At 63.3% G+C, this 23,586-nt stretch carries 22 protein-coding genes; 11 read left to right on the top strand and 11 right to left on the bottom strand.

Annotation, left to right across the window (positions count from 1 at the left end; translation table 11 throughout):
* The first annotated feature begins 6 nt into the window (after nucleotides 1–6).
* From ABZ728_RS10635 to ABZ728_RS10610, 6 genes are all read left to right on the top strand, one after another.
* Complete coding sequence (locus ABZ728_RS10635) at nucleotides 7–1,704, top strand: long-chain fatty acid--CoA ligase (protein WP_366656079.1); 1,698 nt, start codon at nucleotides 7–9, stop codon at nucleotides 1,702–1,704.
* A 108-nt stretch (nucleotides 1,705–1,812) separates the two neighbouring features.
* Entirely contained in the window at nucleotides 1,813–2,316 is a 504-nt protein-coding gene (locus ABZ728_RS10630; protein ID WP_366656078.1) for a MerR family DNA-binding transcriptional regulator, read from the top strand.
* Nucleotides 2,317–2,319: 3 nt separating this feature from the next.
* On the top strand, nucleotides 2,320–3,459 hold the full coding sequence (locus ABZ728_RS10625) for a thiolase family protein (RefSeq protein WP_366656077.1): 1,140 nt from the start codon (nucleotides 2,320–2,322) through the stop codon (nucleotides 3,457–3,459).
* Between the two features lie 23 nt (nucleotides 3,460–3,482).
* Entirely contained in the window at nucleotides 3,483–5,813 is a 2,331-nt protein-coding gene (locus ABZ728_RS10620; protein ID WP_366656076.1) for a 3-hydroxyacyl-CoA dehydrogenase NAD-binding domain-containing protein, read from the top strand.
* Between the two features lie 25 nt (nucleotides 5,814–5,838).
* Nucleotides 5,839–7,644, top strand: a complete 1,806-nt coding sequence (locus ABZ728_RS10615; protein ID WP_366656075.1) for an acyl-CoA dehydrogenase C-terminal domain-containing protein — start codon at nucleotides 5,839–5,841, stop codon at nucleotides 7,642–7,644.
* A gap of 39 nt (nucleotides 7,645–7,683) precedes the next feature.
* Nucleotides 7,684–8,202, top strand: coding sequence for a thioesterase family protein (locus ABZ728_RS10610; protein ID WP_366656074.1), 519 nt, complete (start codon nucleotides 7,684–7,686; stop codon nucleotides 8,200–8,202).
* A 10-nt stretch (nucleotides 8,203–8,212) separates the two neighbouring features.
* Here ABZ728_RS10610 and ABZ728_RS10605 read toward each other — a convergent pair whose 3' ends face one another.
* The 6 genes from ABZ728_RS10605 to ABZ728_RS10580 all read right to left on the bottom strand — a co-directional run bounded on the left by ABZ728_RS10605 (nucleotide 8,213) and on the right by ABZ728_RS10580 (nucleotide 13,177).
* Nucleotides 8,213–8,884 (bottom strand): FkbM family methyltransferase, encoded by a 672-nt coding sequence (locus tag ABZ728_RS10605; RefSeq protein ID WP_366656073.1) that lies wholly within the window; start codon nucleotides 8,882–8,884, stop codon nucleotides 8,213–8,215.
* A 47-nt stretch (nucleotides 8,885–8,931) separates the two neighbouring features.
* The gene (locus ABZ728_RS10600) at nucleotides 8,932–9,627 is read right to left on the bottom strand and encodes a glutathione S-transferase N-terminal domain-containing protein (protein WP_366656072.1); all 696 of its coding nucleotides are present in this window, start codon (nucleotides 9,625–9,627) and stop codon (nucleotides 8,932–8,934) included.
* Nucleotides 9,628–10,156: 529 nt separating this feature from the next.
* On the bottom strand, nucleotides 10,157–11,107 hold the full coding sequence (locus ABZ728_RS10595) for an FAD-binding protein (RefSeq protein WP_366656071.1): 951 nt from the start codon (nucleotides 11,105–11,107) through the stop codon (nucleotides 10,157–10,159).
* A gap of 34 nt (nucleotides 11,108–11,141) precedes the next feature.
* Complete coding sequence (locus tag ABZ728_RS10590; RefSeq protein ID WP_366656070.1) at nucleotides 11,142–11,891, bottom strand: electron transfer flavoprotein subunit beta/FixA family protein; 750 nt, start codon at nucleotides 11,889–11,891, stop codon at nucleotides 11,142–11,144.
* A 180-nt stretch (nucleotides 11,892–12,071) separates the two neighbouring features.
* A complete protein-coding gene (locus ABZ728_RS10585) occupies nucleotides 12,072–12,518 on the bottom strand; it encodes a hypothetical protein (protein WP_366656069.1) in 447 nt (148 codons plus the stop codon).
* A gap of 35 nt (nucleotides 12,519–12,553) precedes the next feature.
* A complete protein-coding gene (locus ABZ728_RS10580; RefSeq protein ID WP_366656068.1) occupies nucleotides 12,554–13,177 on the bottom strand; it encodes an SCO family protein in 624 nt (207 codons plus the stop codon).
* Between the two features lie 164 nt (nucleotides 13,178–13,341).
* Between ABZ728_RS10580 and ABZ728_RS10575 the strand changes: the two genes are divergently transcribed.
* Nucleotides 13,342–13,578 carry an SHOCT domain-containing protein gene (locus ABZ728_RS10575; RefSeq protein ID WP_366656067.1) on the top strand — a complete coding sequence of 79 codons (237 nt, stop codon included), beginning with the start codon at nucleotides 13,342–13,344 and terminating at the stop codon, nucleotides 13,576–13,578.
* 32 nt (nucleotides 13,579–13,610) lie between these two features.
* On the opposite strand, the gene ABZ728_RS10570 is transcribed toward ABZ728_RS10575, so the two are convergent.
* Complete coding sequence (locus ABZ728_RS10570) at nucleotides 13,611–14,495, bottom strand: AEC family transporter (RefSeq protein ID WP_366656066.1); 885 nt, start codon at nucleotides 14,493–14,495, stop codon at nucleotides 13,611–13,613.
* Between the two features lie 286 nt (nucleotides 14,496–14,781).
* Between ABZ728_RS10570 and ABZ728_RS10565 the strand changes: the two genes are divergently transcribed.
* Both ABZ728_RS10565 and ABZ728_RS10560 read left to right on the top strand, forming a co-directional pair.
* Nucleotides 14,782–16,236, top strand: a complete 1,455-nt coding sequence (locus tag ABZ728_RS10565; protein ID WP_366656065.1) for a CRTAC1 family protein — start codon at nucleotides 14,782–14,784, stop codon at nucleotides 16,234–16,236.
* A 45-nt stretch (nucleotides 16,237–16,281) separates the two neighbouring features.
* Nucleotides 16,282–16,596: an RNHCP domain-containing protein gene (locus tag ABZ728_RS10560; protein ID WP_366656064.1), complete on the top strand. Its 315-nt coding sequence runs from the start codon at nucleotides 16,282–16,284 to the stop codon at nucleotides 16,594–16,596.
* A gap of 22 nt (nucleotides 16,597–16,618) precedes the next feature.
* Here the strand turns inward: ABZ728_RS10560 and ABZ728_RS10555 are convergent, their stop codons facing one another.
* On the bottom strand, nucleotides 16,619–17,770 hold the full coding sequence (locus ABZ728_RS10555) for an alpha-D-ribose 1-methylphosphonate 5-triphosphate diphosphatase (RefSeq protein ID WP_366656063.1): 1,152 nt from the start codon (nucleotides 17,768–17,770) through the stop codon (nucleotides 16,619–16,621).
* Between the two features lie 66 nt (nucleotides 17,771–17,836).
* On the bottom strand, nucleotides 17,837–18,139 hold the full coding sequence (locus tag ABZ728_RS10550; RefSeq protein WP_366656062.1) for a DUF3572 domain-containing protein: 303 nt from the start codon (nucleotides 18,137–18,139) through the stop codon (nucleotides 17,837–17,839).
* A gap of 284 nt (nucleotides 18,140–18,423) precedes the next feature.
* Here ABZ728_RS10550 and ABZ728_RS10545 point away from each other — a divergent pair, with 284 nt between their 5' ends.
* Nucleotides 18,424–19,578, top strand: coding sequence for an AI-2E family transporter (locus ABZ728_RS10545; protein ID WP_366656061.1), 1,155 nt, complete (start codon nucleotides 18,424–18,426; stop codon nucleotides 19,576–19,578).
* Here the strand turns inward: ABZ728_RS10545 and hemA are convergent.
* A complete protein-coding gene (gene hemA, locus ABZ728_RS10540; protein ID WP_366656060.1) occupies nucleotides 19,548–20,759 on the bottom strand; it encodes a 5-aminolevulinate synthase in 1,212 nt (403 codons plus the stop codon). The genes ABZ728_RS10545 and hemA overlap by 31 nt on opposite strands.
* A gap of 154 nt (nucleotides 20,760–20,913) precedes the next feature.
* On the opposite strand from hemA, the gene ABZ728_RS10535 reads away from it, so the two are divergent.
* Entirely contained in the window at nucleotides 20,914–21,555 is a 642-nt protein-coding gene (locus ABZ728_RS10535; RefSeq protein WP_366656059.1) for a pseudouridine synthase, read from the top strand.
* Between the two features lie 2 nt (nucleotides 21,556–21,557).
* Here ABZ728_RS10535 and ABZ728_RS10530 read toward each other — a convergent pair whose 3' ends face one another.
* Nucleotides 21,558–23,465 carry an anthranilate synthase family protein gene (locus ABZ728_RS10530; protein ID WP_366656058.1) on the bottom strand — a complete coding sequence of 636 codons (1,908 nt, stop codon included), beginning with the start codon at nucleotides 23,463–23,465 and terminating at the stop codon, nucleotides 21,558–21,560.
* Nucleotides 23,466–23,586 lie beyond the last annotated feature (121 nt).

Below are 23,586 nucleotides of genomic sequence, written 5' to 3'. Positions count from 1 at the left end.
ACGACCATGGCCGAAATGGCCCGAGGCGAATCGAGCCATGTATGGGACCGGGGATACCCGTCCAACGTCGACTGGCGCGCGCCGATCGAGACCAAGCCCGTGTTTCAGGTGCTGGACGAAACCGTCCGGCGTTTTCCCGATACCACGGCCGCCGATTTCATGGGCAAGACCTGGACCTATCGGCAATTGGGTGAATTCGTCGATCGGGCGGCGAAGGGTTTTCAGGCCATCGGTATCGGCAAGGGAACCAAAGTCGGGCTGTTTCTGCCGAACACGCCCTATTTCGTCATCGCGTATTTTGCGGCGCTGAAAGCCGGCGCTACCGTCGTCAACTTCAATCCGCTCTATGCGGATCGGGAAATCCGCCATCAGATCGATGACAGCGGGACCGAAGTGATGGTCACTCTCGATCTCAAGGTGCTTTACGACAAGCTGACGCCGATGCTGACCGGCACAACCCTGCGGAAGATCATCGTCGCGCCGATGGCCGGCATACTCCCCTTTCCGAAGAACTGGCTGTTTCCGCTGCTGAAACACCGCGACCGGGCGCACGGCATTCCGCGCGACGATCGCCATGTCCGCTGGAAGGATCTGGTCGGCAATGACGGGCGGTTCCGTCCGGTCGACATCGATCTGAACGATGTCGCGGTCCTGCAGTATACCGGCGGAACGACCGGTACGCCCAAGGGGGCGATGCTGACGCATGCCAATGTGTCGGCGAACATTCACCAGGCCGCCTTGTGGTTCGACGGTGCCGAGGAAGGCGGCGAGACGATGATGGGCGTTCTGCCGTTCTTTCACGTATTTGCGATGACCGTGGTCATGCTGCTGTCCGTCCGGATCGCTGCGCGCATCGTCATGATGCCCCGATTCGATCTCGTGGAATGCCTGAAGCTGATCCAGCAGAAGAGGGCGACGCTGTTTCCGGCCGTGCCGACCATTTATACGGCCATCAACAATCACCCCAATGTGTCTCAATACGATCTTACCAGCCTCAGGTTCTGCATTTCCGGCGGCGCGGCGCTGCCGGTCGAGGCCAAATCGACCTTCGAAACCAGGACCGGCTGCAAGCTGGTCGAGGGCTATGGCCTGACGGAAAGCTCGCCGATCGCCTGCGCCAATCCGCTGTTCGGCGTGAACAAGCCCGGTTCCATCGGTCTGCCGCTGCCGGGCACGGAGGTGCACATCATTTCGCTTGAGGACGGCCGCACATCAATGCCGATGGGCGAGCGCGGCGAGGTCTGCCTGCGTGGCCCCCAGATCATGACGGGCTATCTGGGCCGTGAGGACGAGACTGCGAGTACCCTGGTCGATGGCCTGCTTCATACCGGCGATGTCGGCTATCTGGACGAAGACGGCTATACCTTCATCGTCGATCGCATCAAGGATCTGATCATCGCCGGCGGTTACAACGTCTATCCCCGCACCGTGGAAGAGGCGATTTATCTGCATCCGGCAGTATCTGAGGTCGTGGTCGCCGGGTTGCCTGATCCCTATCGCGGTCAGACGGTCAAGGCGTATATCAAGCTTGGCGAGGGGGAGAGCCTGACGGCAGAGGATCTGAAGGTATTCCTGAAGGACAAGCTCTCGCCGATCGAAATGCCCAAACAGATCGAATTCCGCGACGAATTGCCGAAGACGATGATCGGCAAATTGAACCGCAAGGCATTGGTCGAGGAAGAGGCTGCCAAGGTGTCGTCCTGAGCACTCTCGACCGTAGCGGTGGTTCGCTGATGCGCACGCCTTGATTGACGCGGCGATTGACGCAGGTGCTCGTAGTCGCTACATTCCCTTTACGTAAAGGGAATGCGGATGCGGTATGGCAGCGTGCGCGTGTTCGAGAACGGGGGAAACGTGATTTCGATGACGATGGCGAAGACCAAAGTCGAACGCGAGGACGACCGGCCCGACGGCCGGACATGGTCGATCGGCGATCTGGCCGACGAATTCGGTCTTACGCATCGCACGATCCGGTTCTACGAGGACGAGGGACTGGTCACACCGGCACGAAAGGGAACCACGCGGGTCTATTCGCGCGCCGATCGCGCCCGGGTCAAACTTATCTGCCGGGGTAAGAGGCTGGGTTTTTCGATCGCCGAGATCGCGGAATTCCTGAAACTCTACGATTCCCGCGACCGGCAGATCGGCCAGATGCGCTTCGCCCTGGAACGGGCCCGCGATCGTATCGGGGCATTGGAGCAGCAGCTTGTCGACGTCCGGCAGACTTTGTCGGAACTGCGGGATATCGAGCAGGCGATCGTCGACCATCTACAGGAACAGGGGGCCGCGGACGCCGGCCGCCCGACAGGAGAGTGAACGATGCACCAGGATGTAGTCATCGCCGCCTACAGGCGTTCGCCACACCATTTCGCCCATAAGGGCGACCTGAAGACCGTGCGTCCGGACGATCTGATCGCCCGCGTGGTGCGGGTCATGGTCGACGATCTGGGTCTGGAGCCGGCGGATATCGAGGATCTGATCCTCGGCAACGCGTTCCCGGAAGGTGAACAGGGCTTCAACATGGGCCGCATGGTCGCGCTGATCGCCGGCCTGCCGCTGTCGGTCGGCGGCGTCACGGTCAACCGCTATTGCGGTTCGTCGATGCAGGCGATCCATATGGCGGCGGGCGCCATTCAATGCGGCGCGGGGCGGGCCTTTGTCTCTGCCGGCGTGGAAAGCATGAGCCGGGTGCCGATGATGGGCTTCAATCCGGCGCCGAACCCCGCGCTGGAGGAGCGTATGCCGGGGGCGTATGTCAGCATGGGCATCACGGCGGAAAATCTGGCGAAGAAATACGACATTCCGCGCCGGGATCAGCAGGATCTGGCGATCATGAGCCACGCGCGCGCCGCCAGGGCCGCTGCTGCCGGTTCCTTCAACGACGAAATCGTGCCAATCGAGACCAAAGCCGGCACCGTGGCTGCGGATGGAACCATCCGGCCGGAAACCACGCACGATGCCCTGGACAATCTGAAGCCGGCTTTCGACGCCGCCGGCACCGTTACCGCCGGCACCTCCAGCCCGCTGACCGACGGCGCGTCGGCGACCATCGTCTGTTCGGCGGCCTACGCCCGCGAGCACGGATTGCAGCCGTTGGCGAAACTGCGTTCGATGGCGATATCCGGCTGTGCCCCGGAGATCATGGGCATTGGCCCCGTCCACGCCGCGCAAAAGGCGATGGAGCGGGCGGGCGTGACACTTTCCGACATCGATATCGTCGAACTGAACGAAGCCTTTGCTGCCCAGTCACTGGCCGTCGCCCACGATCTCGGCCTGGACTGGGACAAGACCAATATCGACGGCGGCGCGCTCGCGCTCGGCCATCCGCTGGGCGCATCGGGCGCGCGGATCACCGGCAAGGCGGCATCGCTGCTCAAGCGCGAGGGCCGGTCGCTGGCGCTCGCCACCATGTGCATCGGCGGCGGTCAGGGCATCGCAACCGTTCTCGAGGCGATCTGACCGGCGGGAAAAGGAGCAAGGCCATGACAGTAAAGAAGGCGGCCGTGATCGGGGCCGGCGTCATGGGCAGCGGTATCGCCGCCCATCTCGCCAATGCCGGAATTCCCGTGATGCTGTTGGACATCGTGCCCGACGGGGCGGCCGACCGGTCGACCCTGGCCAGGGGCGCCATTCAGCGCATGCTGAAGACAGATCCCGCGCCCTTCATGTCGAAGAAGGTTGCCCGGCTTGTCACGCCCGGCAATACCGAGGACGACCTGCAATCGTTGTCCGATTGCGACTGGATCGTGGAAGCGGTGGTCGAGGATCCGGCGGTGAAGGCCGATCTCTATGCCCGGCTGGAACCGGTGATCAAACCCGAGGCCGTGGTGTCGTCGAACACGTCCACGATCCCGCTGTCGATCCTGACCCGGGGCCGATCCGACGCTTTCAAGGCCTCGTTCATGGTCACCCATTTCTTCAATCCGCCGCGCTATATGCGCCTGCTGGAGGTCGTCTCGGCGCCGGAGACCGACGCCGCCAAAGTCGCGATGATCCGCGATGTCGGCGACCGCCGGCTCGGCAAGGGCGTGGTGACCTGCAAGGACACGCCCGGTTTCATCGCCAACCGGATCGGGACGTTCTGGATTCAGGTTGCGATCAACGAGGCCATCGATCTCGGGCTGACCGTCGAGCAGGCGGATCAGATCGTCGGACGGCCAATGGGTGTGCCCAAGACCGGCGTTTTCGGTCTGGTCGATCTCGTCGGGCTGGACCTGATGCCCAAGATCGCACAGTCGTTGCTGACCACGCTGCCCGCGAACGACGCTTATCGGGCAATCTATCGGGTCGATCCGGTCATCGAGCGGCTGATCGCCGACGGCTATACCGGCCGAAAGGGCAAGGGCGGGTTCTATCGCCTTGAGCGTTCGGGCCCGGAAAAGGTAAAAGAGTCGGTCGATCTCCGCACCGGTGAGTTCTCACCATCGACGAAACCGCGGATCGAAGCCGTTGAGGCGACGAAAGCTACCGGCCTCGCCGGTCTCGTCGCCCATGACAGCGTCGAAGGCCAGTATGCCTGGCGGGTACTGGCGCAGACGCTGAGCTATGCCGCCGGCCTGGTGCCCGAGATCAGCGACACCATACACGGCGTCGATGAGGCGATGCGCCTTGGCTATGCGTGGAAATGGGGGCCGTTCGAACTCGCCGATATGATCGGTGCCGACACGCTGGCCGCCCGGCTTGAGGCCGAGGGATTCGCCGTCCCGCCCTTGCTGGAATTGGCCCGCGCCGAAGGGTTCTACAAGACAGTCGACGGCATTCTGCACGCTCTCCATCCCGACGGTGGCTATCGCCCGGTCCCCCGCGCCGAAGGCGTGCTGTGGCTGGACGATATCAAGCGGACGTCGAAGCCCTTGCTCAAGAACGGCTCGGCCTGCCTGTGGGATCTCGGCGATGGTGTCACCGGGTTTGAGGTGACGACGAAGATGAACGCGCTCGACGACCAGGTCATGGACCTGCTCGGCAAGTCGATCGCGCTGACCGGCCGCGATTACAAGGCAATGGTGCTTTACAGCGACGGCACCAATTTCTCCGTCGGCGCCAATCTCGGCCTGGCCCTGTTCGTCATCAATGTCGCGCTGTGGGATCAGGTCGAGCAACTGGTCGAGGGGGGCCAGAAGGCTTATCAGGCGATGAAATACGCGCCGTTCCCGGTCGTCGGCGCCCCCGCGGGTCTGGCCCTGGGCGGAGGCTGCGAGATGCTGTTGCATTGCGACGCGGTTCAGGCGGCGGGCGAATCCTATATCGGTCTCGTCGAAACCGGTGTCGGTCTTGTCCCCGGCTGGGGCGGATGCAAGGAGATGCTGCTGCGCCATATGGTCAATCCCAAACGCCCGAACGGCCCGATGCCGCCGATACAATCGGTGTTCGAGACGCTGGGCACGGCCAAGGTCGCGAAATCGGCCATGGAGGCGCAGGAACTGGGCTTTCTGCGGCCGACCGACGGCATCACCATGAACCGTGACCGCGTTCTGGCCGATGCCAAGGCCCGCGCGCTTGCCATGGTCCAGGCGGGCTATACACCGCCGTCGCCGCCGGAGGAAATTCGCCTGCCGGGACCGACGGCGCGCACCGGCATGAAGATCGCGGTCGACCAGATGGCGCTTGCCGGCGTGGCGACGCCGCACGACCGAGTGGTTGCCGACGCCTTGGCGCGGGTGCTTTCCGGTGGCGACACCGATATCACCGAGACCCTCGATGAAGACGCGATCCTGGCGCTGGAACGGGCGGCGTTTATGGAGATGGTCCGGCATCCGGCCACCATCGCCCGGATCGAGCATATGCTCGAAACCAACAAGCCGCTGCGCAACTGACGGGTCGGGTAAGGAGATCACAGCCATGCCGAGTTACAAGGCGCCACTCGACGACATCCGCTTCATCCTGGAAGACGTGCTGGATGTCGGCGCACTGGCCGAACTGCCGGGATACGAAGACGCCACGCCCGATGTCGTCGCCGCCATATTGGAGGAGGGTGCAAGATTCGCCGAGCGCGAACTGTACCCGCTGAACCGCGTCGGCGACGAAGAAGGGTGCACTTACGAAGACGGGACCGTACGCACGCCGGCCGGCTTCAAGGACGCGTACAAGGCGTTCGCCGAAGGCGGCTGGACGGCGCTGTCGTCGGACCCCGCCCATGGCGGACAGGGGCTGCCGAAGTCGGTGAACTTCGTGATGGAGGAGATTCTGTCATCGGCCAACATGGCGTTTGCCATGTATCCGGGGCTGACGCACGGCGCCATCAACGCGTTGGAAACGTTCGGCAGTGACGATCAGAAGCGCACCTATCTGCCGCCCATGATCAGTGGGCGCTGGGCCGGCACCATGTGCCTGACCGAGCCGCAATGCGGCACCGATCTGGGACTGGTCCGCACCAAGGCGACCGCCGACCCCGGTTTAGACGGCGCCTATCGCCTGACCGGGACCAAGATCTTCATCTCGGCCGGTGAACACGATCTGACCGAGAACATCGTTCATCTGGTGCTGGCACGGCTGCCCGATGCGCCGTCGGGCACCCGCGGTATCAGCCTGTTCGTTGTGCCGAAGTTCCTGCCCGAGGGTCAGGGCGACGATGCGACGCCCGGCGCGCGAAACGGCGTTCGCTGCGCGTCGATCGAGCACAAGATGGGGATCAACGGCTCGGCGACCTGCGTGCTGAACTTCGACGGCGCGCAGGGCTGGCTGGTCGGAGAACCGCATCGCGGCCTCAAGGCCATGTTCGTGATGATGAACGTCGCCCGGCTCGGCGTCGGGTTGCAGGGTCTGGGCATCGCCGAGGTCGCCTATCAGAATGCACTCGCCTACGCAAAGGACAGACGTCAGGGCCGGGCGCTGGACGGGCCGAAATCGCCCGATCAGCCGGCGGACAGCCTGATGGTGCATCCCGATGTCCGGCGCATGCTGCTGACCATGAAGGCGTTCAACGAAGGCGCCCGCATGATCGCATACGAGGTCGGACAGGCGATCGACGTTGCGGATCGTCACCCGGACGCCGAACGGCGGCGGGAGGCCGAGGCGTTCGTTTCGCTGATGACGCCGATCATCAAGGCGTATTTCACCGATATGGGCTTTGACTGCGCCAATATGGGCGTCCAGATCTTCGGCGGTCATGGTTATATCCGCGAATGGGGTATGGAACAGCATGTCCGCGATGCCCGGATCGCCCAGATCTACGAAGGGGCGAACGGCGTTCAGGCCATGGATCTGGTCGGGCGCAAGCTGCCCCAGGAGACGGGTCGCCTGCTCAGGTACTTCTTCCATCCGACCGAGGCGCTGCTTCGGTCCCACGCCGAAGACGGGCAACTTGCCGGTCTCGTCGGACCGCTGGCAAAGGCCTTCGGCAAGCTTCAGCAGGCGACCCTGATCGTCGCCCAGCGCGGGCTGAAGGATCCCAACGAGGCCGGTGCCGCAGCCAGTGACTATCTGAGGCTGTTTGCCCTGGTCGCCATGGGGCGGGCCTGGCTGCGCATGGCCGTCGTCGCGCACGAAAAACTGGCGGCGGGGACCGACAACCCCGGATTCCACGAGGCCAAGCTGGCAACGGCGCGGTTCTTCATGGAGCGGATGTTGCCGGAAGCCAATGGACGGTTCATCGCGATCATGAACGGCGGCGGAAGTATCATGGGGTTGGCCGATGACGATTTCTGATCGCGGCCGCGAGCGGTCTGCCTTGGTATGAACCTGTATATGCGATTGCTACGGGTGCTGGTGGCGGCTTTTCTGGGCCGGCCCGTGCGGGATGTCATGGCCGAGCGCCAATTGACGTTCCGTTGCTGGCCGCACGATCTGGACGGCAACTTCCATATGAACAACGGCCGGTTCCTCACTCTGATGGATCTTGGCCGTCTGGATCTGGTCGTGCGCGCCGGGTTCACCGGTTCGATGCGCAAGAATGGCTGGATGGCGGTGATCGGCGGTGCGATGATCCGCTATCGGCGCAGCATCGCCCCGTTCGAGCGCTTTCATCTCACCAGCCGTCTGATCGGCTGGGACGACCGCTGGTTCTATATTCGCCAGCGGTTCGAACGCGCCGATGGTACGCTGATTGCCGTGGCCCTGGTGCGCGGCGCGTATCGAACCCGCGATGGTGCGGTCTCCGTGCCCACCGTGATGCAAGCCCTCGGCCTGCCGGCGGAAAGCCCGGCCCTGCCGGAGGCTGTCGGGCATTTCGCGGCATCCGATGCGGTGCTGGGCGATATCGCATGATACGGGTTAGTTAGCCGGACGGTCGCCCGCGCCCGGTTACGATTCCGAAAATCCGAACGGCGAGCAGCATCGCCTGGCATCGTGTGCGTTCCAGCACGGTCAACGCCGGATCGTCGGCCCGACAGTACCAGTGATTGACACCAGTCACGCGCATGATGCGATAGCCCTGGTGCTGCAGATGCCGGCGAACCGTCTGATCTCGGCCGAAGCTGTTGTCTTCGAGAATCAGAAATCGTGGATTCCAACGGCTGAGGGAAAATCCGTTCAGCACGTTCAGCTCGTTGCCTTCGACGTCAACGCTGACGACATCGGCGCGGTCAAGGCCGGCATCGTGCAGGATGTCGTCGAGGCGGCGGGTCCGCACCTGAATGCGGCTAACGGCGCCAGTATGTTCGCCGATACGGGAATGAGCGGTGTTTTCGTTGTCCAGCGTTGCGATCGTCTCGCTGCCCTCGGGCACCAGAAAATCAGCTTGCCCCTCGGTCGTGTCCGCCGCGGCTTCAACGACGATGCAGGTCCGCCGGCGGCGGATCGCCTCGGCCAGCGCCGGGATCGGCTCCACGACCAGACAGGGCCAGCCGAGTTCCTCGAAATAGAGGCTCATGCTGCCGGTTACGCCGTCGTGGCCACCCACCTCGACGATGGTCGCAGGGCCGGCGCCGATGAGGGCGTGGAGTGCCACGTCCTCACCGAATTGCGCGCGCGAGCGCGGCCTTGCGCTCGCTTCTGTCACCGCCGCTGATACTGCGCGGCGCCGAACAGCACAGCCTTGGCACTGTCGTCCATCTGTGGCGACCGGAGTTCCTGAAGCAGACTAACGCCTTTCCCGGTTGCCGGGCGGGCTTCAATCTCCTGGAACCATCGCTTGACGTTCGGGAAGTCGTCATAGCTGTGGCCTTGGCGCTCGATCGTTCGTGCCCAGGGCCATGTGGCGACATCTGCGATGGTATAGGTGTCGCTGACCATGAAGCGTCCCTTGCCGAGTTGCTTGTCGAGAACATTATAGAGCCGACCAGCTTCGTTGGTATAGCGATCATAGGGGTAGTCGATTCGCTCGGGCGCATACTGCCGGAAATGGTGCGCCTGACCGAGCATCGGGCCGAATCCGCCCATCTGCCACATCAGCCATTGCAGGACTTCGTAACGTTGCCGTGGATCAGCGGGCAGGAAGCTGCTCTTCGTCTTTTCCGCCAGATAGATCAGGATAGCGCCGGATTCAAAGATGCTGATCGGTTTTCCATCAGGGCCGTCGGTGTCGACGATCGCCGGTATCTTGTTGTTCGGGCTGATCTCCAGGAATTCCGGCTTGAACTGGTCGCCGGCGCCGATATTCACGGGCACGACCTCGTAGGGGAGGCCCAATTCCTCAAGCAACATGGAAACCTTGAATCCGTTGGGCGTCGCCCAGGTATAAAGCGTAATCATACAGTGCCCTTTGTGTGTCCGGGAATTCACGGATGGGGATTGTGAAACGATGGCTGAATAGCCATTTGGGTGAATGCAAACGTGAAATGACATCGGGAAGGGCGTGTTTCAAGGGTCGGTTAACCCTCACGCCGGGCGGATTGCGGCGCGCGAAAGGCGACGAAGTTCATGCGGTGCGTGTAGAACCCTGTGTGTCGCGCTTTTGCTATCATGATGGTAGCGGGCGGGAGAATTCCCCTTCCCCGGACGCGCTGCGGCACGGACGTGACGCGGCGCTGATCCGGGGACCACACTATCAGCTCTCTACCGGTGCGTGTGGACCCCGGATGGTGCTTCGCACCTCGGGGGATGAGATAGGGGGCGGATGCTGCATTGACAAACACAGTTGCCAAACAGAGCTTCGCGCTTCCGGGGTGTGGAAGAGGCGAGTTTCCACCTTCTCCAATTCCCGTGCACGGCGCGTCACGAGAGTGGCGCGCCGGAGACCCGGGATCGGGTGCAGTAACTTCCAGCGGCGTATCGACAGAGGCTACAGCGCCTTTTCCAGTTCGGGCACGGCCGTGAACAGATCGGCGACCAGGCCATAATCGGCTACCTGGAAGATCGGCGCGTCCTCGTCCTTGTTGATGGCGACGATGACCTTGCTGTCCTTCATCCCGGCCAGATGCTGAATCGCGCCGGAGATACCGACCGCGATGTAGAGGTCGGGGGCGACGACCTTGCCGGTCTGGCCGACCTGATAGTCATTGGGCACGAAGCCGGCGTCGACCGCGGCCCGTGACGCGCCGATCGCCGCGTTCAGCTTGTCGGCGACGCCTTCCAGAATCTTGAAGTTCTCGCCTGATCCCAGACCACGGCCGCCGGAGATCACAACCCGTGCAGCCGTCAGTTCCGGCCGGTCGGAACTGCTGAGCTCGGCGCCGACATAGCGCGACAGTCCCGGGTCTTCGCCGGCTGATATCGATTCAATGGACGCACTGCCACCCTCGGCCGGAGCCGGGTCGAACGAGGTGCCGCGCACGGTGATTACCTTGGTGGCGTCGGAAGACTTGACCGTCGCAATCGCGTTACCGGCATAGATCGGCCGCTTGAAGGTGTCGGCGGATTCAACCGACTGGATCTCGCTGATCTGCTGCACGTCGAGAAGCGCGGCAACCCGCGGCATGACGTTCTTTCCGAAATTCGACGCCCCGGCCAGAACATAGCGGTACGAGCCGCTCTTGACCGCCGATACCAGTGTCGGCGCTGCGGTCTCGGCGAGGCTGTGCTCCAGATGGGCGGAATCGGCGCACAATACCTTGGAGACGCCGGCAATCGTCGATGCCGCCTTGGCCGCGGCGTCGCAGCCGGAGCCCGCGACCAGAACATGGATTTCCGCCCCGCCATCGGCTTCCGACAGCCGCTGCGCCGCGGTCACCGCGCTGAGCGTCGCTCCCGCGATCGCGCCGTCGGTATGTTCGGCAAATACCAGGATGCTCATGGATATTACCCTCTTCCTTCGGTCACGAAACCGATCAAATGACGCGCGCGTCGTTGCGCAGCTTGTCCACCAGTTCGGCCACGTCCGCGACCTTGACGCCACCCTTGCGCTGGGGCGGTTCCTCGACCTTCAGCGTTTCGAGCCGGGGCGCGATGTCGAGCCCGAGATCGGCTGCCTGACGGCTGTCGATCGGCTTTTTCTTGGCCTTCATGATGTTCGGTAGCGAGGCGTAGCGTGGCTCGTTCAGGCGCAGATCGGTGGTGATCACCGCCGGCAGCTTCAGCCAGACCGTTTCCAGTCCGCCATCGATCTCGCGGGTCACCGTCACGCCGTCGTCCGAGGGCTCGACCCTGGATGCGAACGTGCCTTGCGGCCAGCCCAGCAGCGCGGCCAGCATCTGGCCGGTCTGATTGCTGTCGTCGTCGATCGCCTGCTTGCCCAGGATGACGAGTTGCGGGTCTTCTTCGTCGACCAGCGCCTTGAGCATCTTTGCCACGGCCAGCGGCTGCAATTCCGCGTCATGCAGGATGTGGATGCCGCGATCGGCCCCCATTGCAAGACCGTTGCGCAATGTTTCCTGGCACTGTTGCGGCCCGAGCGAGACGACCACGACTTCCGTCGCGACACCGGCTTCCTTCATCCGGATCGCCTGTTCCACCGCGATCTCGTCGAACGGGTTCATCGACATCTTCACGTTGGCCAGTTCTACGCCGGTCTGATCGGACTTGACCCGAACTTTCACGTTGTAGTCTATCACCCTTTTGACGGGCACCAGGATCTTCATCCGTCACACTCCTCGTGGTGGCGTATCGATTACGGTCCGCCGGACAGCCACCGCCAGACCGCCCCCGCCTGACGGGGCTCGCATTCATGGCCGGCAATGTTCCGCGTCGGCGGACCGAAGTCAACGGTTCGAGCGACATCTTCGGCCCGTTTTCCGACACGGACGCCCGCCGCCGCAGCACTATGGCGCTGTCAGGGAATCCAGGCAGGTTTGAAAGATCGGCGCGCACTGGCCAAAGCGGCTGGTGCCCGATCCGCCGGCGGTGTTATAGGCCACTTGCTGAACGATGCCGTTATGAAGCGTCACTGTTGCCTCGCAACTGGAATAGCGGGTCTGAGCACCCAGCGGTACCGCAAAACCGGCGCCGAACCCCACACTGCCGCCCGTCGCCGCCGAGGCGCCCAGGCTGACGCGGCTCTCCACCCTGTCGGTGCGGAATGTCATGAACTCCGTCGGGCCGTCGACACGGCTTCGCACCGGCACGCCGGCACAGCTGACCAGCTGGGCTTCCGGCATACCCACCAGCAACTGACGGGCAGCCATGGCCCGCTCGACCTGCGGACTGGCGCATGAGCCCACAAACATGGCGGCGCCGACGGCGAAAAGCAGAACTGTGACACGGCCCATCCTCTGCTCCCTAAGCTGCCAAATCGCGCCCCTGTCTAAAGTGACTCATTCATCAGTGTTCGAATTGAGGCGGTCATGGTTTCCGCGTCCAGTTCGATCGGGAATATGCCCAGATTCTCGCCGTCCGGCCCCATCAGATAGGTAAAAGTCGAGTGGTCCATGGTGTATTCCTCGAACCGGTCGTTCTCGACGCGCTGGTAGAATACCCGGTAGGCAGAGGCGATTTCCTCGACCTGTTCCGGCGATCCCGTCAGTCCGGTGATGTCCGGATGAAACAGATCGACGAAATCGGCCATCGCCTCCGGTGTGTCGCGCTCCGGGTCGATGGACACGAACAACGCGTTCAGATCCTCGGCGTCGTCGCCCAATTGGTCGAGAACGCGCGAAATGGTCGACAATTCCTGAGGGCAGATGTCGGGGCAATAGGTAAACCCGAAAAACAGCAGCATGAACTCGCCCTGCATGTCACTGCTGGAGACCTCCTGCCCGGTGTGGTCAACCATGGTGAACGGGCCGCCGATCTCCGGGCTTGAAGCGACCGTCTGGGACTGGGCGTTCGGGCCGGCTGTGCGGTCGGGCAGCGAAATATAGGCGACGATCGCCGCGACGATCAGTGTCGGGATGGACAGGATGGCGATTCGGATCAGGCGTTTGCTCATGATACTCGATTATTTCGAATGGGAAGGTTCGGTTCGGCGCCGGTCGTAAGATAGTGCTTGAGAGCGTCTGGCCCCTTGACGATACTGTAGCCTCCCCGCCGCCCGGCGGCAAAGGGGGCGGCATGCCGCAGCGCGCCGGCCATTTGGGAAAAGAGGGTGATCGTATGACCAGGGGGTTCAAATCGGTGTGGGGCGAAAAACCGTCGACCCGGCGCGCGCCATCCGCCACGACGGCGGGTACCGACGCGGAAAGCGGTAATGACGGCGGTGGCGAAGACGGCGGCATCGGCCAGGCGCTCCATGCACTCGACGCCATGTTCAAGCGCGGGCTGATCCCGGAGGAAGAATACCGCCGCCGCCGGGCGCAGATCGAGGCGGGCAAGGTATCGCCCGACGACTGACCGGCGATGGACCGACGGCGTCCTGTCGACCATCACAGAATTGCCAGCAACAGCAGCGGCAGCAACAGGAACATCATCAGCGTGGAGACGACGACGACGCCGGCGATGTCCTCGGCCGGGCCGTTGTAGCGCGCCGCCATAAGATAGTTCAGCACTGCAGCCGGCATCGAGCACTGGATAATGACGATACCGGCTTCCATTGGACCCAGATCCATGAGGTAGGCGAGCGCGAACCCCGTCGCCGCGCCCAGGCCCAGGCGCACACCGCTTATGGCAAATGCCCGGCCCAGATTCCGGACTTCCAGCCCGGCAAGGGAAACGCCCAGCGAAATCAGCATGATCGGGATCGTCATGCCGGCAAGCAGCCCGGTGGTATTCGCCAGCCACACCGGCGGGTCCACCTGGAACGCGATGAAGCCGACCGCGACGACAATGGCGATGATGGCCGGAGAAGTGACGAGCGTCCTGATCGAGAACCTTCCGGACGCCAGACTGACGCCGACGGTGAAATGGGCGAAGGTGCCCGAAGCCGAGAAAACGACCGCCAGCGCCAACCCCGCCTCGCCATAGGCGAAAAGAGCGATCGGCAGCCCCATATTGCCGACATTGGGCAGCATGACCGAGGGCAGGAACGCCCGCACGGGCTGCCTCATCGCGCGAAGCAGCAGCGCCCCGACGAGCCCGAAGATGGTGAACGCCATCAGAGCCACCAGCGCCATGACGCCGAAATCGTCGAGCGCCAGATCGTGCGAGGTCAGCGCGGAAAATGCCAGGCACGGTGTCCCGACACTGAATATCAGACGCGAGATAAACGCCGTCTCGTAACGATAGCCGAGTTTCGACCACGCGACGCCGATTGCAACGCAGAGAAAAACCGGAACGAGCACCGGCGCCAGAATGGAAATGACGTCAATCATGGACATTCCTTCGAGCCGACAGAGATCTCGCGGCGGTGCGGCGTGCTGCAGCGCAACAACATTTGGATGGACTCATTATCGGCAATCGCGGAAGACTTAAAGACATTTGATGCCGGCCTGACCCGGCTAGACTTATGCCGCGTTCCTGCCCGCTTCATGCATGGATCCTGTACCGCCACCTGCTATGGTGCTTGTTGCCAATAGGGGGGAATATAGTTCATGATCAATCCTTAAGGCTTCTGTACCAGAGATTTCCGCAACCTCTCGGCGTAGGTGGCGTTATCCGATGTTCATAGACGGCGCGCACTGCCTGGCCGGCAACCCGGCCCAGCTTCACTACGGTGTCTGCGTCACGGATATCGATGGCGACGGCGCGTTCGAGATCATCGTCACCGGATTCGGCTGCCCGACCCAGGTATTGAAATGGGACGGCGCGGCGCTGTTCGACGTTGCCGATGCTGCAATCGCCGATCCGGAAAGCCGCTCTATCGGCATCGCGGCGGCGGATATCGATGGCGACGGCCTCGAAGAGGTCTACATCCTCAATACCGATACATTCGCCGGGCCCAAGCGGCAGGGCGACCGGTTGTTCAGCCGGATCGGCGGCGAATTGACCGATATCTTCCGGCTGAGCGAAAATCGCGGTGTTCGCAACGTGACCGCCGGGCGCTCCGTTGCGGCGCTGGATCGGTACGGCAATGGGCGGTACGGGTTCGTAGTGGCGAATTACGGCGGCCCGTTCCGTCTCTACGAAGCGCCCGATCCGCCATGGCTCGTGGATATGGCGGGGCAGGCGAGGATCAATGTGATTGCAGGGGGGCGGGGGCTGGTCACGGCGCCCCTGTTCGGCACCGGAACCGATATCTTCGCTGCCACCGAAAACGGCGCCAATCTTCTGTTCCGAAACGACGGCACCGGCCGGTTCGACGAGGTCGCTGCGGAAATGGGACTATCGGATCGACTGACCCATGGCCGTGGTGTGGTCGTCTTCGACCCCCCGGACGCAGCGCGGTGCGGGTTCGCACCAGGACTGGCCCCGGTTCTCGCCCCGGGGCTCGCATATGTGAACTGGGAAGGGGTCAATCGGCTTTACCATCGCAGTTCTGACGGCCGTTTCATCGATCGGGCGCCGGCGTCCTTCATGGTACCCGGGCGCGCACGGACCGTCATCGCGGCGGATTTCGACAATGACGGTTTTCAGGAAATCTTCGTGAACAATATCGGCCAGCCGAACAAGCTGTTCGCATGGCGAAACGACGCCTGGTGTGCCGTGGACATCGGCGCGGCCGCCGAGCCGCGCGGTCTCGGCACCGGGGCGGCCGTGGCCGATATCGACGGTGATGGACGTCTGGAACTTCTGATCGCTCATGGCGAAGCCGGCGCGCAGCCGCTGACGCTCTACCGGGCTCGTGACCGCGACCACAACTGGATCCGGATTGCGCCATTGACGGCGGCGGGGGCGCCGGCGCGGGGGGCGAGCGTGCTTTGCGACGCCGGCGGCCGGCGTCAGCATCGGGTTGTCGATGCGGGCAGTGGATATCTGTGTCAGATGGAGCCTGTGGCCCATTTCGGGCTGGGGGCCGTGGCGGCCGTCGAACGGGTCGAAATCATCTGGCCCGATGGTGTGCGCAGTGTCCTGGAGGCACCGGAACCCGGTCGCCAACACCGGGTCGCCTATCCGGATAGTCAGCCGCGGATCGGCTCGGGGCCGGCGATCTCAGGCCGTCGCTTGTCCGATTGACCTCCCGGCTTGACGCCGCAACGGGGGTTGGGCAAACAAGCGGGCATGGCACGAAACTTTCAGCGGCGGGTCGAGGATTTCGTCTGTGCACACTGTGGCACGGCCGTAACCGGCGACGGATATACGAACCACTGCCCGTCCTGCCTTTGCAGCCTTCACGTCGATATCCATCCGGGAGACCGGGCGGCGGCTTGCGGCGGCCTTATGGAGCCGATTGCCGTCGAACAGCGTGGGCCCGGTTTCGTTATCGTCCACCGGTGCCGGCGATGCAAATTCGAACGGACGAACCGCTGCTCGGCGAACGACGATCTGGACGGAATTCTGGCGGTAATGCGGGCGCGGTTTCACAGGCTGGACTGAAACCAGGATCGGCCGCGGCGGTTCAGGCCACGCGCTTTCCCGCCGCCCATACCGACCGGATGATCGGTCTGTCCTGGACGAGGTCGAATATCACAATATCTGCCCGTTTGCCGGGCGCGATCCGCCCTCGGTCGCTCAACCCGGCAACATCGGCCGGGGTGGCCGTGACCGTCGCGATTGCCTGCTCCAATGGCCAATGATAGGGCGCCTGGGTCAGCCGCATGGCGCCTGCCAGCAAGCTGATCGGGATGTAATCCGACGACAGGATGTCGAGCAGCCCGTCCGCGGCCAGATCGCCGGCAGAGATGTTGCCGGTATGGGATCCGCCGCGGATCAGATTGGGCGCCCCCATCAGGATTTTCATTCCGTGATCGCGGGCTGCGCTGGCGGCTGCAAGTGTGGTCGGGAATTCGCTGACCACGGCGCCGGTTTCGGCCGCCTCGCGGACATGGGCGGGCGTTTCGTCGTCGTGACTGGCAACGGGAAAGTGCCGTTGCTGCGCCAGTTTGGCCAGCCGGGCGCGGTTGGGGGCGGCATGATCGCGGGCAAGCGCCTGACGGCTGCTGATCTCGGCGTCGAGTTCCGCGTCGGTGGCGTTGAGCGATTTCCGGTGGATTTCCCTGAACAGATCCAGATCGGCGAACTGTCGTTGACCCGGCGTATGGTCCATGATCGACAGGAACTGCACCAGCGGGTTGGCCAGATGCGGTTCCATGAGGTCGAACAGGTCCGGGTCGGGCACCTCACACCGCAGATGGATGAAATGCGTGGCGCGCAGCGTTCCGGCTTCGGCGGCGGCGGTCAACCCCTCGACCATCGGTCCGATGACCTTGTGCCGGCTTCCCCGATCGCGGCCGCCGACCATTGCCAGGGCATCGAACACGGTGGTGATACCCGACATGACGATCTGTCCGTCATGGGCGACGGCGGCGGAGAACGGGTCCCACAGAACCCAGGATCGCGGCTGGACGTGGCGTTCCAGTGTGTCGGTGTGCAGTTCGATCAGACCCGGTATCAGATACGCCCCGCCCAGATCCTCGGCCGCCGGATCGGCCGTCGGCTTGTCGTCGACGTCGATGATCCGTCCATCGGCGATCGCCACGGTCCCGGAGCGAAGGATCGAGCCGGGATCGGCGATGACGGTGGCGTTCGTGAGAATCGTGTCCGGTTTCATCCTTCGGTCGAACTCCAGCATGACGGGACCGGCAGTGGCCCCGTGATGGGTATTGAGGTCGGGAAACTAGTAGGAGTCGGGCGGATCCGGAAGCAGCGAGCGGGCCCGGCGGATCGATTCCGGCTGAACGCCGGCATTCTCGCAGAAGGTCATGAGATCCGGCTCGTGCTGCATCAGGAAATCCATCGCGCCCGCCAGAGTGCTGCGGTTTCGAATTGCCGTGGGCAGATCGTCGGACGTCAGACCCGTCAACGACAGGAACCGCAGAAGCAGATGCTCCTCCGCCACGATGTGCATGATGACCTTATAGGCGAGGACGTCCGCGTCCTCCGTCGTCATGGATGTACGGGACGGGTGCGCTGATCGCATGGCGGACCGCTCCTTGGAACCATTGGCCGAGACCGTCGCAATGATTGCGTTTGATCAGGGGTAAACACTTCCGCTTCGAATTGGAAGGGGCGCGTTCCCGGGAACCAAACGATCCGACGGGTTGTTGTTCCTCTGAACGGGTTGCGGCTGCACCCCGCTTGAGGGAAAGGTATTGGCGAGCCGCTGCGATGCCCAGAAAATTATTGTCGATAGGTAACGTGGAAACCGGGCGTCCCTTGTCTCCGGGGTCTCAAACGACGACGTCCGGAATGCGGGAGTCCGGAATGATCCTGCGGATCGCCTTGTTGTCGGCTGCGGCCGTTTTTCTGATGGTCATCGCCGGTCAGGCCATTCTTGTCGTGACGGCCGGGGCATTGCTCGCCGTCTTCCTGAATGCCATGACGATTGCGATCATGAATCGCAGCGGCCTCGGACGAGGCGCCGCACTCAGTGTCGTTCTGGTTTGTCTTTTTCTGGTACTGGCGCTGTTCGCTTTGCAGATCGGCCCCGAGGTCACACTTCAGGTCAACCAATTGCTCTCGGTGACCCAGGCCACGATCCAGGACCTTCAGACGGCGCTGGCCGAAAGCAACTGGGGCGATTCGATCGAGGCGGACTGGGAAGGCGCCGTTCAGCGCCTGTTCACCGAAGCTTTCAATATTTTCGGCCATATCACGGGGGTTGCCAGTACGACGTCGCAGGTAATCGGCGGCATGATCGTCATCGGTTTCATCGGTCTCTACGGCGCCGCCGAACCCGGCACCTATCGGCGTGGTGTGGTGTATCTGTTTCCGCTGGAGCGCCGGAACCGGATCGATGAGGTCATGTGCCTGCTCGGACGAACGCTGGGCCGATGGTTGTTCGCACGGGCGCTGTCGATGCTTATTGCAGGCGGCCTGACCTGGATCGGTCTGATCCTGCTCGACATACCGCTTGCCCTGACGCTTGCCGTCATTGCCACGCTGCTGACCTTCATTCCCTATCTGGGGCCGATAATCGCGGCCATTCCCGCCATCATCGTCGGCGTCGGCGAGAGCTGGGCCGATGCGGCTTATGTAACGTTGCTGTACGCAGTCGTGCAAACGGTCGAAGGCTATATCATCACGCCGCTGCTGCTGCGCCGCACCATCGCAATGCCGCCGGCACTGACTTTGGCAGCACAGATCATCATGGGCGTGATGTTCGGGTTCATGGGCATTGCGCTCGCGATGCCGCTGTCGGTCGTCGGGCTGGTCCTGGTCCAGAAGCTCTATATCGAGGATGTTCTCGGAGACGAGCCGTTCCCCGAAACCGACGTCAACGGGGGGGCGTTCGGTTCCGTGGGCGTCGATCCGCTTGGACCCAGGGCGCCGGAACCCGAGGCCGCGCGAGTCGATCCATCGGTTGGGGAGCCGGGAACGATGCCCGATCAGGCGGCGGCATCCCGGATGGAAAGCTGATCCCAGACATCGCGAAGCGCCTCGACGACCCGCGCCATCTGTGTGTCGTCGTGGAACGGGCTGGGCGTCAGGCGCAACCGTTCCGTTCCACGGGGCACCGTCGGATAGTTGATGGGCTGGACATAGATCCGGTGGCGGTTCAGCAACTCGTCGCTGGCCTGTTTGCATAGCCGCGGATCGCCGACCAGAACCGGAACGATATGACTGGCTGACGGAATCACCGGCAGTCCGGCGTCCGCCAGCATCGATTTCAGCGTCCGGGCGCGTTCCTGGTGGCGCAGACGCTCTTCGTCGCTGTTTTTCAGATGGCGGACGCTGGCCAATGCTGCAGCGGTGACTGCAGGCGGCAACGCGGTCGTGAAGATGAACCCCGGTGCATATGACCTTATGACGTCGACCAGCGATGCAGACGCGGCGATATAGCCGCCCATGACGCCATAGGCTTTGCCCAGCGTTCCCTCGATGACGGTCAGACGATCCATCAGGCCATCGCGCTCGGCCACGCCGCCGCCACGCGGTCCGTACATGCCGACGGCATGAACCTCGTCCAGATAGGTCATGGCGTTGTGTCGGTCCGCGACATCGCAGAGTTCTGCGATCGGCGCGATATCGCCGTCCATCGAATAGACGCTTTCGAAGGCGACGAGTTTGGGACGGTCCTTCGGGTACCGGCTCATGAGGCGGTCGAGATCGTCAGGGTCGTTGTGCTTGAAGATGTGACGTTCGGCCCCGGACTGGCAGATGCCCTGTATCATGGATGCGTGGTTCAGCGCGTCGGAGAAGACGACGCATTCCGGCACCACTTTTGCCAGCGTGGAGAGCGTAGCCTCGTTCGAGATATAACCGGAGGTAAAGAGCAGCGCGGCATCCTTGCCGTGCAGATCCGCCAGCTCACGTTCCAGCGCGACATGCAGGTTGTTGGTGCCGGAGATGTTGCGCGTTCCGCCGGCCCCGGCGCCATATCGCTTGACGCCGTCCATCATCGCCGCGAGGACGTCGGGATGCTGACCCATGCCGAGATAGTCGTTCGAACACCAGACGGTGACGTCGCCGCCGTCCAGGCCGTGATGTGCGGCACTTGGGTAGCCTCCCGCCCGCCGCTCCAACTCGGCGAAGATACGATAACGTCCTTCGGTTCTGAGATTTGAAATCGCACGTTCGAACAGGGTATCGTAAGTCATCGCCAAGCCAGCCTCGAAACATGATTGGGACCATCGACCGGACACGGCAGACAAACGCTCCCCAACCCGATCCGACAGTCCATATCCGATGATCCCGGGCTTTTCCGCCCATTGCATCCCAATCACACCATAAACGGAATAGTTCCCGGACGCCATGATGAGGAGACGCCCCCCCAAAGACCTTTCGCGCGGCAAGGTGTCGCCGCGATCCCGGCCTTCGTCGTGCCGATACGTGGTGTTCAACAAGCCGTTCGGCATACTCAGCCAGTTCACCGATGCCGACGGTCATTCCGGACTGTCGGGATTCGGGCTGCCGCCGAACGTCTATGCCGCCGGCCGCCTGGACCGGGACAGCGAGGGGCTTCTGCTGTTGACCGACGACGGGCCGCTTGTCAACCGGTTGCTGTCGCCTGCCTCGGCGCATGAGCGCACCTATTGGGTTCAGGTCGAGGGCGTTCCCGACGATACGGCGCTGGCGCGGCTGCGTGAGGGTGTTACCGTTCAGGGCCGCCGGACGCGTCCGTGCCGAGCGGCGAAGCTGAACGATCCGCCGTCGCTGTGGCCGCGCAATCCGCCAATACGCTATCGCGCCGAAATCCCCGACAGTTGGCTCGAACTCGTCCTGACGGAAGGCCGCAACCGTCAGGTTCGGCGGATGACGGCGGCGGTTGGCCATCCGACCTTGCGGCTGGTGCGGGCCGCGATGGCCGGCCTGGCCCTCGGCGTTCCGCCGATCGGCGACCTCGCGCCCGGCCAGTGGCGCGAGATTGCGCGTCATGATATCGGCGTGACCTGATCTCAGCCGCGCCGGGCGGTGCCCTTCTGTTTTGCGCACACCGGTGCGATGCGGGTCAGGGCATCGCCCACCAGCGCCCGGCTGTTTGCGGTCAGGATCGACTCGGGGTGAAACTGGACGCTCTCGAAATGGGCGCCGCGCACCGCGTGAACATGGCCGGTGACACCGTCGGCGGCAATCTCGACGGCCGGAGATGCCGACGCTGCTGCATCTGCCAGGGCTGCAAAGGTATTGTAGAAGCCCACCCGTTCCGGCTGCCCGAAGTAATCGATAACCTCCTGATGGCCCTGGCTTGCATGTTCCTTCCGGGCAATCGGCATGCCCAACCGCCGGCACAGCACCTGATGTCCCAGGCACAGCGCATAGAATGGTCGCTGATCCGCCAGCAACGATTCAACGACACCATTCATGCGGGCGATCTTTGGCGCGTGATCGTCAGCCGGGTCGCCAGGACCGGGGCCGACGATGACGATGTCGGCATCGGCGGCCAGGCTGAAATTCTCGTACCGGTCAATGGTGACTGACAGCCCGAGCGTGCGCAGCAGATGGGCCAGCATGCGTGTGAAGCCGTCCTCATTGTCCATGATCTGGACGTTAAGCCCTTCCAGTGCCGGATGGCGCTGTGGGTGGGCGCTCTGGTCCTCCATCCAGAACCGGGACAGCGTCGCGTTGCGTGGTGCCAGCGCGGCGGTGATGCCCGGATCGCCAAGGGCGGCGCCCAGGGCATAGCCGGGCCGGGCACCCGCCGGGGCGGCGCCCAGCGCGGCCAGCATGCCGCCTGCCTTGGCCAGCGTCTCCTTGGTTTCAGAGGCAGGATCGCTGTCGCGGACGACGGTTGCGCCGGCGCCGATCCGGACGCGGCCATCGGCGTCGATTTCGGCCGTGCGGATCGTGATCGGCGCGTCCAGGGTGTCGCCTCCGGCGGCGTCCCGGCCGATCAGCGCCATGACCGCGGCATAGTAGCCCCGCGACGTGGTTTCGTAGCGGTCGATGATCCGACACGCGTTCTCGACCGGGCTGCCGGTGACGGTCGCGGCGTACATGCTTTCGCGCAGCAGATCGATGATGTCCCGGTCGCTGCGTCCTTCCAGCAGGTATTCAGTGTGAATGACCTTCGACATTTCCTTGAGCAGGGGGCCGATGACCCGGCCGCCCGAGGTGCAGAGGTCGGCCATCATCTTGAGTTCCTCGTCCACCACCATCAGCAGTTCGAAGATTTCCTTCTCGTCCTTCAGGAACTCGGCCAGCGCGGGCACGGCGCTATTGCGGTCGTGCTCCGTTTTGCGGAACGTGCCGCTGATCGGGTTCATACTGACCAGGCCGTCGCGATAGGATATGTGGCGCTCCGGCGTGGCGCCGATGAAGCATTTCTCGCCGGTCCAGGTCAGAAACGTCCAGTAGGCCCCGGTTTCGTTTTCCAGCAGATGGCGAAAGATCGACAACGCCGTTCGTATCGAAAAATCTTCGATCCTCGCTTCATAGGTGCGCCGAATGACGAAATTGGCCCCTTCGCCGCGGCCGATTTCGTCGGTAATGACATGGCCGACCGCGTCGGCATAGCTTTCCTCGCTCTCGATGAAGCCGCCACCGGGCGCCAGCGAAACGGCGAGGTTGGGCAGTAGCTCGATCAATTCGGCGGTTGGAACGGCGTCGCGGGCCTCGATTTCGAGGCAATGGATCGGCTCGCCGTCGCTCTTGGCGACAAAGCCGCGTTCGCGGATCTGGTGGAACGGGATCATGCTGATCGTGTCGAAGCACTCGGCGCCGGAGCCGGTCTTTCGCGGAATCGCGTCCAGTCGGTCGAGCGCCAGATGGCGTCCGGAAAACACGTGGACGGCCTCTTCGCCTTCGCGGCGCAAGAGGCAGAAAGGGCGGTTGGCGGCAAGCGCCGCTTCCAGGGTCTTTGACATCGTGGATACCTGTCGAAGAGATTTGCGTCGCCGGTCGGCGGCGGAAGCGGGGATGATCAGTTCGGCGTGCCGTCGGTCGGTCCGGATGCGGCCGGCCCGCCTGTCCTTCATCCTCGGTCAT

The sequence above is a fragment of the Fodinicurvata sp. EGI_FJ10296 genome (assembly GCF_040712075.1).
In the GTDB taxonomy this organism is placed as follows: Bacteria; Pseudomonadota; Alphaproteobacteria; order DSM-16000; family Inquilinaceae; genus JBFCVL01.
This window is presented reverse-complemented; position numbering and strand designations above follow the sequence as displayed.